This is a genomic window from Stenotrophomonas sp. SAU14A_NAIMI4_8, assembly GCF_003086695.1.
Lineage (GTDB): Bacteria > Pseudomonadota > Gammaproteobacteria > Xanthomonadales > Xanthomonadaceae > Stenotrophomonas.
Genome location: NZ_CP025999.1, coordinates 957,660 through 966,787 on the forward strand (window position 1 = coordinate 957,660; position 9,128 = coordinate 966,787).

A 9,128-nucleotide genomic window follows, 5' to 3' on the forward strand; every position below is an offset into this window, starting at 1 on the left:
CCACCGTTCGCGGTGGAGCCTTCAACCGGTTTACGAAACACGCCACGACGAACCGAAGGTTCGCGGGCAGGTCGTCCAGGACGGATGACCAGGACCATCCGCAGTCCGTGCAGCAACGCCAGGAAGGCGACATCGATCCACAACGCCTCATCATTAACCAAGGAATTCCACCATGCGTCACCAGAAGTCTGGCCGTAAGTTCAGCCGCACCAGCGCCCACCGCGAAGCAATGTTCAAGAACATGGCCGCCTCGCTGTTCAAGCACGAGCTGATCAAGACCACCCTGCCGAAGGCCAAGGAACTGCGCCGCGTTGCCGAGCCGCTGATCACCCTGGCCAAGGTCGACTCCGTCGCCAACCGCCGTCTGGCCTTCGCCCGTCTGCGCGACAACGAAGCCGTGGGCAACCTGTTCACCATCCTGGGCCCGCGCTACGCGAACCGTCCGGGCGGCTACCTGCGTCTGCTGAAGTGCGGCTTCCGCGCCGGCGACAACGCACCGATGGCCTACGTCGAGCTGGTTGACCGTCCGGCCGTGGCCGAGGCAGTGGCCGAGTAATCGGACCGCTCCAACGCGACACAGCGAAAGCCCGGCGACTGCCGGGCTTTTGCGTTTCCGGGGTCGGATCCCGTGCCGCAGGCACGGGCTCTGACCCCATGATCGCCGCGCAACGGGTCAGAGCCCTTTGCCTGCGCAAAGGGATCTGACCCACACCGTTCCGACAGGCGTCACCTGCAGCGGTTCGAATGGCGCGCGCTCTCGGTTACGCTTGGCGCCTGATCACTTGAGCGTTGACGATGAATCCACTGCGCTGGCCCTTCCGCGCCCAGTTTCTCCTGGGCTTCCTGATCTGCGCAGGCCTGCTGGGCTATGCCATCTTCCTGCAGCTGAAGATGGGGCTGGAGCCCTGTCCGCTGTGCATCTTCCAGCGCCTGGCCTTCGCCGCCCTGGGGCTGTTGTTCCTGATCGGGGCGCTGCATGGGCCGTCGAACCGGCCGGGCCGGGCCACCTACGGGATTCTCGCCTTCATCGCTGCAGCGGTCGGGTTCGGCATAGCAGCGCGCCATGTGTATGTGCAGCTGCTGCCGCCTGAGATGGGCGCGACCTGCGGCCCGCCGCTGAGCTTCCTGAGCGAGACGATGGGGCCGTTGGAGGTATTCCGCACGGTGCTGACCGGCACCGGCAACTGCGGCAACATCGACTGGACGTTCCTGGGCCTGACCATGCCGATGTGGTCGGGCGTGTGGTTCGCGCTGCTGGCGCTGTGGGCGCTGGTGGTGTCGTTGCGCAAGGTAGCGCGTTGAGAACCAAGCGGGGTCAGATCCCTTTGCGCAGCAAAGGGATCCGACCCCTGTCCGGCCCCTGTCTGCTCAGAAGTCCTGCTGCAGGCTGAGGTAGGCGCCGCGGCGCGGGCCCCACTGCGGGGCAAATACGCCCACGCCACCGCCATCACGCAGCTGGTAGCTGCGATCCAGTGCATTGAGCACCGCCAGCTGCACGTGCAGCGGGTGGCCGCTGTCGGCGTTGAAATCGTGCCCGGCGCTCAGGTTCACCTGCAGGTAGGACGGCAGTTCACCGCCATTGGGCACGGTGTCGGTGTCGGAACGCAGGCCACTGCCGAACACATAGTTCGCACCCACCCGGTTGTGCCCGGCAAAGGCGTAGCTCAGGCCGCCGGACGAGGTCAGCCGCTGGTCGTGGTCCAGGTGGATCCAGTGCTGGGCCGCATAGGCCAGCGCGTCCGGATCCAGGTTGTACTGGCCGGTGATGACGTCGGTGCCGATCGCCTTGCTCAGTGCCGCGTTGAAGTAGGCGCTGAAGGGCCCGTTGCTGTAGTCGGCGCTGAATTCCAGCCCACGGATATGGCCACGGCGGTAGTTGAAGGTGGAATAGATGTAGGCCGCGCCGAACTGGCCTTCGTCCTGAAGGCGGTCCACCCGGCGGTCGTAGGCATCCAGGCCCAGGGTGAGGTGATCACCGACCTGCTGCGAAACGCCGATGTCGTAGTAATCGCTGCGCTCGGCCAGCGGCGTGGTCGTGCCGCCGGCGGACTGTGCGTTGGTGGTGCCGTCGTACAGGGCGATGTCGGTGCTGCCGATCAGTTCGCTGGCCGGCGGGGTGAAGTAGCGCGAGTAGCCGGCGTGGAAGGTGGTGCTGTCGCCGGCATTCCAGACCACGCCCAGGCGCGGGCTCAACTGGCCTTCGGTATGGCCGAAGGCGGTGTAGCGGTCGCCGCGCAGGCCGTAGTTCACGGTCCAGTCGTCACCGATGCGCCATTCGTCCTGCACATACAGGGCGGCGGTACGGGCGGTGAATGCGTTGGCATCGGCAATCTGCAGCGGCGTGGTGCTGGCCTGCTGGCCCTGCGCATCCACCGGGAACACCCAGCTGGCGTTGCTGGCGCGTGCATCCTCGTGGTTGCCGTACAGGCCATAGCGCAGGGTGTGGTTCATCCCCAGCGGGGTGGAGAAATCGGCCTGCACCGTGCTGGCGCGGTTGCTGCGCTGTACCTGCGAGGCGACGCCGCTGAACACCAGGTCGCCGGCGATGTCGGGGTTGAAGCCCACATCGCTGTAGCGCTGGCCGGCCGAGAGCTGGTAGGCGGTGTCGCCCAGGTTGCCCTGCAGCACCAGCATGCCGAAGCGGGTGGTTTCGCGCTGGGTTTCGTCCAGCTGGCTGGAGTCGAAGGTGGTGGTGTCCAGATAGCCGAACTGCGGTTCCTGGCCGGGGTTCGCCGGAATCTGGAAGCGGTTGTTGGCGAAGCCGGCGAACAGGCTCAGGCGGGTGTTGTCGTTGACCAGGTAGGTCAGGTCGGCGAAGGCCTTGCCCTGGTGGGTGTGGTCATGCTGCGGCCGGCGGGCGTTGGTCGGGCTCTCCAGGCCGACCTCGTTCTGGTCGTAGTTGCCGGTCAGGAACCAGCTCCAGCGCCCCTGGCTGCCCCACCACGAGGCGTTGGGGCTCACCTTGCCGTATGAGCCGGTGGTGATGCCGGCGCTGCCGCCATTGCCCAGCTCGGCGCCGCTGCGAGTGTTGATGTCGACCACCGCGGCGGTGCGCTCGCCGAACTGGGCCGGCAAGGCGCCGTCCATCAGGCGGATGCTCTTGATCGTGCGCGCATCCAGGGTCTGGCCGAAACCGGAGATCGATTCGGGCAGCAGCACGCCGTTGATCCGGTACTGCAGGTTGGCGTGGTCGCCGCGCACGTGCACGCCACCGTAGGAGTCCTGGACCACGCCCGGGGCCTGCAGCAGCACCTGGCTGAGCGGCGCGGCGGCGCCCAGCGGCTGTTTCTGGATGTCCTCGGCGGTGATCTGATACTGGCTGCTGCCGATATCCGGGGAGAGCGCGTTGCGCGCCTGGTCGAGCTGGGCGCTGACGGTGACCACGTCGAGGTCTTTCACGGCCGGAGACGCGCTGTCGGCGGCCAGGGCGACGGTGGGCAGGCTGGCCAGGGCCAGGACGAGGGTGACGGCCGTTGCGAGCGGGGAGGGCTTCATGGTCGGGATGGGGTCGATGGGAGGGAGGGGCCGGTCCATGACGGGAAGTGTTACTTCCTAACAACTGAGTGCGGATCATGCGCCTGCCCGGGGCGCTGTGGGCATGCCGGTTGTGGCGGATCGGCATGCGCTTTCTGCGCCGTTCAGCTGGCCGGCCCGGGCCAGGTGCTTTGCGTCAGCCGCGCCCTCTGCGACCATGAACGTCCCCCTCCTGTTCCTCCGGATGTCCGCAATGAGCCTGTCCGCCGTTCCGCCTGCCGCTGACCCTGCCACCGCCGCCGCGGGCGCTGCCTGGTCGCCGGAAAGCTGGCGCGGCAAGACCGCGCTGCAGATGCCGACCTACCCGGACCCGGTGGCGCTGGATGCCGCCCTGCACGAACTCAAGCGCTTGCCGCCGCTGGTGACGTCCTGGGAGATCCTGGCGTTGAAGCAGCAGCTGGCCGACGCGCAGGAGGGCAAGCGCTTCCTGCTGCAGGGTGGCGATTGCGCCGAGAACTTCAGCGACTGCGAATCGGGCACGATTTCCAACCGGCTGAAGGTGCTGCTGCAGATGAGCCTGGTGCTGGTGCATGGCCTGCGCCAGCCGGTGATCCGCGTGGGGCGCTTTGCCGGCCAGTACGCCAAGCCGCGCTCGGCCGACACCGAGACCCGCGACGGCGTAACCCTTCCCAGCTACCGCGGCGATGTGATCAACGCGCCGGCGTTCACTGAAGCGGCGCGGCTGCCGGACCCGAAGCGGATGCTGCAGGCCCACGCGCATTCGGCGATGACGATGAACTTCGTGCGTGCGCTGATCGACGGTGGCTTCGCCGACCTGCACCACCCCGAGTACTGGAACCTGGACTGGGTGCGGCATTCGCCGCTGGCCGCCGAGTACCAGAAGATGGTGGCCTCGATCGGCGACGCCGTGCACTTCATGGAAACCCTGGCCGGGGCCCGCGTGCACAACCTCAACCGCATTGATTTCTACACCTCGCACGAAGCGCTGCTGCTGCCCTACGAGCAGGCGCTGACCCGGCAGGTGCCGCGCCAGCAGGGCTGGTTGAACCTGAGCACGCACTACCCGTGGATCGGCATGCGCACGGCGGCGCTGGACGGCGCGCACGTGGAATACCTGCGCGGGGTGCGCAATCCGATCGCGATCAAGGTGGGCCCGTCGGTGCAGCCGGACCAGTTGCTGCGCCTGATCGATGTGCTCAACCCCGAGGACGAACCGGGCCGCCTGAGCTTCATCCACCGCATGGGCGCGGCGCAGATTGCGGAAAAGCTGCCGCCGCTGCTGGACGCGGTGAAGCGCGATGGCCGCCGCGTGCTGTGGGTGTGCGATGCCATGCACGGCAATACCGAAAGCACGGCCAATGGCTTCAAGACGCGTCGTTTCGACAATGTGCGCAGTGAAGTGGAACTGTCCTTCGATCTGCATGCGGCGGCGGGCACGCGGCTGGGGGGTGTGCACCTGGAGCTGACCGGTGAGGATGTGACCGAATGCACCGGCGGTGCGCGTGAACTGACCGAGCGCGATCTGGAGCGCGCCTACCGCTCGACGGTGGACCCGCGCCTGAACTACGAACAGTCGCTGGAAATTGCGATGGCGATCGTGCGCAAGCAGGAACAGGCACGGTAAGGGGTGTTTCGGCAGGGCTTGCAGCCCTGCACCTGCTTCGGGGCAACATCAAAAGCGGGTTTTCCGCGAGCGGGCGGGGCGGTGTCGCAGTGCGGGGACGCCGCAAGTCCCCCTCCGGGGCCCGGCCCAGCCGCTGGCGGCTGTGCGTTCGGGCGCTTGCGAAGCAGTGCTTCGCAAGCAAAGCGCCCTCACCCCTGTAGGCTTGGCCGCCGCATCCATGCGGCGGACACCCCGCACTGCGACACCGCCCCACCTCTGACAGATTCACTCGGCTGTTGGTAACGGCGACTGTTGGGGTGCGCGGCTGTTGGTAGGTGTCGACCTTGGTCGACACGGTTTTTCTGTCAGATATCGAAATCCATCTGGGGTCGGAGCCCGTTGCGCAGCAACGGGATCCGACCCCGTGCGGTTCCGACGGATCGCGGCCAACTGTCGAAGGCGGGGTGGGTCCGGTTGCGGGGGTATCCGCGCCATGGATGGCGCGGCTAAGCCCCCATGGAAGGGTTTACGGCGTCCCCCGCAATCGGACCCACCCCGCCATCCCACGGATACCCAGCTTTTGCCGTTGCTGTTGACGTTGACGTTGATTCAGCAGGTGCAGGGCCGCAGGCCCTGCATCAAACCCCACCCGCTGACGTGATGCTCATGCCGCCTGCGCGACCCTGTGGGTTCATGCAATGCGCGAGGGTCTGCGGTGGGCTGGCAACATGTGCAGGACTATCTGTGGCCGATCGGTGCGGCACTGCTGCTCGGCGGCCTGGCCGCGTGGGGCGTGCTGGCCCTGTATCGCCGCCTGCGCGGGCGCGACCGGCGGCGCGCGCGCATCGGTCGGGTGATTGGGCCGCCGCTGGCGATGGCGTTGCCGCTGTTGCTGCTGGTGCCCGCGCTGCAGGCCACGCCGCTGCCCGAGCGCATGCTGGACCAGGTATTGCGTGGCGTGCATATCGGCCTGACGGCCTGCTTCATCTGGCTGCTGGTACGCGGCGTGGCGGCAGGCGAGCGCGCGATCCTGCGCAGCCATCCCATCGATGTGTCCGACAATCTGGAAGCGCGCCGCATCCAGACCCAGACGCGCGTACTCAGTCGCGTGTTGATGGGCGGCATCATCGTGCTCGGCGCATCGCTGGTGCTGCTCACTTTCCCGATGGTGCAGAAGATCGGCACCGCGCTGCTGGCGTCGGCGGGGCTGATCGGCCTGGTTGCGGGCATCGCGGCCAAGCCGGTGTTCGGCAACCTGATTGCCGGCCTGCAGATCGCCCTCACCCAGCCGATCCGGCTGGACGACGTGGTGATCGTGGAAGGTGAGTGGGGCCGCATCGAAGAGATCGGCAGCAGCTACGTGGTGGTGCGCATCTGGGACGAACGGCGCATGGTGGTGCCGTTGACCTGGTTCATCGAGCACCCGTTCCAGAACTGGACGCGGCGCAGCGCCGATCTGCTCGGCACGGCCTTCCTGTGGCTGGACTATCGCGCGCCGATCGCGGCGATCCGTACCGAGCTGGAGCGCATCTGTCGCGGCGAGGCGCTGTGGGATGGCCGTGTCTGTGTGACCCAGGTGACCGAAACCAGCGAACGGGCGATCCAGGTACGTCTGCTGGTCAGTGCGCGCAACTCCGGCGACGCGTTCGATCTGCGCTGCCTGGTGCGCGAGCGCATGCTGGATTTTTTGGCCCGTGAACACCCGCAGGCGCTGCCGCAGGTGCGCGCCCGGCTGCACCAGGATGATGAGATGGACATGCCGCGTGGGCCACGCGCGCGTACAGCCGATGTGCGTTCGCCCGGTGCCGAGGATGGCGAGGCCGCCATCGCGCCGGTGGAATCGCTGCCGGAGCGGTAGCGCCAGGCCATGCCCGGTGAGCGCAGCGGCGTCGGGCGATCAGGGATCGCCGGTGTCGATCAGGGCATCGGTATCGAAGTGCGGCGGCCGGCGCGCGCGGGTGCGCTGTTCGTAGGCATAGCCCATTTCGATCAGCTTCGGTTCGCTCCACGCGGTGCCCATGAACAGCAGGCCCGCCGGCAGGCCATCGATCTGCCCCATCGGCACGGTCAGGCTGGGGTAGCCGGCCACGGCGGCCACGCTGTAGCTCTCGCCCGGGAAATCGTCGCCACGGCTGCGCAGCGGCCAGGCGGTGCCGGTGGTGGGCGCCACCAGGGCGTCCAGCCGCTGTGCTGCCAGTGTGGCATCGATGCCTTCCGGGCCCGCCAGGCGCCGGGCATCGCTGCGTGCGCGGATGTAGGCGGGGTCGGACAGGCCCGGGGTCGCGTTGGCTTCCTCCAGCAGCGATTGGCCGAAGCGGCCCAGTTCCTGCCCGCGGTTGGCCTGGTTGAAGGCGATCAGTTCGGACAGGCTGCGCAGCGGGGCGTGGTAGGTGGCGAAGTAGCGCTCCAGCCCGGCCTTGAACTCGTACAGCAGCACCAGGCGCTCGGCGTCGGCCCAGGCGCCGGCGTTGGGCAGTTGCACCGGCACCACCACGGCGCCGGCGCGGCGCAGTTCCGCCGCCGCGTGCTGCATAAGCGGGGCCATGCCGGGGTACTGCGACAGCGGCGTCTGCAGCAGCCCGATGCGCTTGCCGCGCAGGCCGTCCGGGTCCAGCCGGGCGGTGTAGTCGTAGACCGCCCGGCCGGGCATGGTGGCGGTGGCCGGATCGGCCGCATCGCGACCGGCAATGGCGGTCAGCACGGCGGCCGCATCGGCCACGCTGCGGGTCATCGGCCCGGCCGTGTCCTGGCTGAAGCTGATCGGGATGATGCCGTCGCGGCTGACCAGACCGACGGTGGGCTTCAGCCCGACCACGCCATTGATCGCGGCCGGGCAGACGATGCTGCCGTCGGTTTCGGTGCCGATGGCAACGCTGCCCAGGTTGGCGGCCACGGCCACCGCACTGCCGCTGCTGGAACCGCAGGGGGAATGGCTGAGCCGGTAAGGGTTGCGGGTCTGGCCGCCGCGTGCGCTCCAGCCGGATACCGAGTTGGCATCGCGGAAGTTCGCCCACTCGCTCAGGTTGGTCTTGCCCAGCACCACGGCGCCGGCTTCGCGCAGGCGCCGCACCAGGTAGGCATCGCCCGGACGGAAGCCCTGCAGCGCCAGTGAGCCGGCGCTGGTGGCCATGGGCGCGGCGTTGATGTTGTCCTTCAGCAGCACCGGGATGCCGTGCAGGGGGCCGCGCAGGCGCCCGCTGCGGCGTTCGCGGTCGCGCTCGCCGGCTTCCTTCAAGGCATCGGGATTGAGCTCGATGACCGCACGCAGGCGCGGCCCGGCGCGGTCCAGCGCGGCGATGCGCTGCAGGTAGGCACCGGTAAGGGTGACGCTGTCCAGTTCGCCCGACACCATGCGCGCCTGCAGGTCGGCCACGTCGGTTTCGGCGTAGGGGAAGGGCGCGCTGCTGGCCGCAGGTTCGGCGGCATGGGCGCTGGGCGCGGGCGCGCTGCAGCCTGCACTGGACAGGGCCGCCAGGACGAGGATGAGACAGCTGGGCAGGGTCGGCAGGGACAGGCGCATGGCTGGGCGTGCGAGGCTCCGGCGGCCAGTCTAGCCGCTGCTCAGCGCTTGCGCTTGCGCAGGTCGCGCGCCAGCACGTAGACGACCACCAGGTTGATGGCCAGTACGCTGCCCGAGGCCCAGCCCGGGTGGCGGATGATCGCGTAGATATCGAAGGGCAGGTAGATCGAGGCGGTCAGGCAGCCCAGCCACGAGGCCCAGGCCTTGGCCTTCCACAGGCCCCAGGCTTCGACCAGGTGCAGCAGGCCGTAGCCGATCATCGCCGCCGCGGCCAGATGCACCGCGTCGGGACTGATCATGTTCAACAGCGAGGGCAGGGTGCCGTGATCCGGGTCCAGACTGAAACGCCGGATCAGGGCATTGACCCCGTCGCGAAGCGGCTGCGGACCGAGCATTTCCAGCCCGGTCGCAGCCAACAACGCCAGCATCGCCTTGCTCGCTTCGAGCAGGGCGATGACATGGAGACCCGGATGCCGATGCGGATCCGGGTTGTAGCCATTCTGGCTCACG

7 protein-coding genes are annotated in these 9,128 nt (G+C 68.2%); 4 read left to right on the forward strand and 3 right to left on the reverse strand.

Translation table 11 applies throughout. From position 1 onward, the window contains the following. Positions 1 to 172: 172 nt before the first annotated feature. Positions 173 to 556, forward strand: a complete 384-nt coding sequence (gene rplQ / locus C1930_RS04280) for a 50S ribosomal protein L17 (protein WP_108748664.1) — start codon at positions 173 to 175, stop codon at positions 554 to 556. Between the two features lie 239 nt (positions 557 to 795). Further along, complete coding sequence (locus C1930_RS04285; protein ID WP_108755497.1) at positions 796 to 1,302, forward strand: disulfide bond formation protein B; 507 nt, start codon at positions 796 to 798, stop codon at positions 1,300 to 1,302. A gap of 66 nt (positions 1,303 to 1,368) precedes the next feature. On the opposite strand, the gene C1930_RS04290 is transcribed toward C1930_RS04285, so the two are convergent. Further along, entirely contained in the window at positions 1,369 to 3,495 is a 2,127-nt protein-coding gene (locus C1930_RS04290; protein ID WP_108771145.1) for a TonB-dependent receptor, read from the reverse strand. A gap of 232 nt (positions 3,496 to 3,727) precedes the next feature. Between C1930_RS04290 and C1930_RS04295 the strand changes: the two genes are divergently transcribed. Then, complete coding sequence (locus C1930_RS04295; RefSeq protein WP_108771146.1) at positions 3,728 to 5,119, forward strand: 3-deoxy-7-phosphoheptulonate synthase class II; 1,392 nt, start codon at positions 3,728 to 3,730, stop codon at positions 5,117 to 5,119. Between the two features lie 694 nt (positions 5,120 to 5,813). After that, positions 5,814 to 6,956, forward strand: a complete 1,143-nt coding sequence (locus C1930_RS04305) for a mechanosensitive ion channel family protein (protein WP_108755500.1) — start codon at positions 5,814 to 5,816, stop codon at positions 6,954 to 6,956. 39 nt (positions 6,957 to 6,995) lie between these two features. Here C1930_RS04305 and C1930_RS04310 read toward each other — a convergent pair whose 3' ends face one another. Beyond that, positions 6,996 to 8,618, reverse strand: a complete 1,623-nt coding sequence (locus C1930_RS04310) for an amidase (protein ID WP_108771147.1) — start codon at positions 8,616 to 8,618, stop codon at positions 6,996 to 6,998. A 41-nt stretch (positions 8,619 to 8,659) separates the two neighbouring features. Continuing rightward, complete coding sequence (locus tag C1930_RS04315; RefSeq protein ID WP_108752281.1) at positions 8,660 to 9,127, reverse strand: DUF2127 domain-containing protein; 468 nt, start codon at positions 9,125 to 9,127, stop codon at positions 8,660 to 8,662. Between the last annotated feature and the right edge of the window lies 1 nt (position 9,128).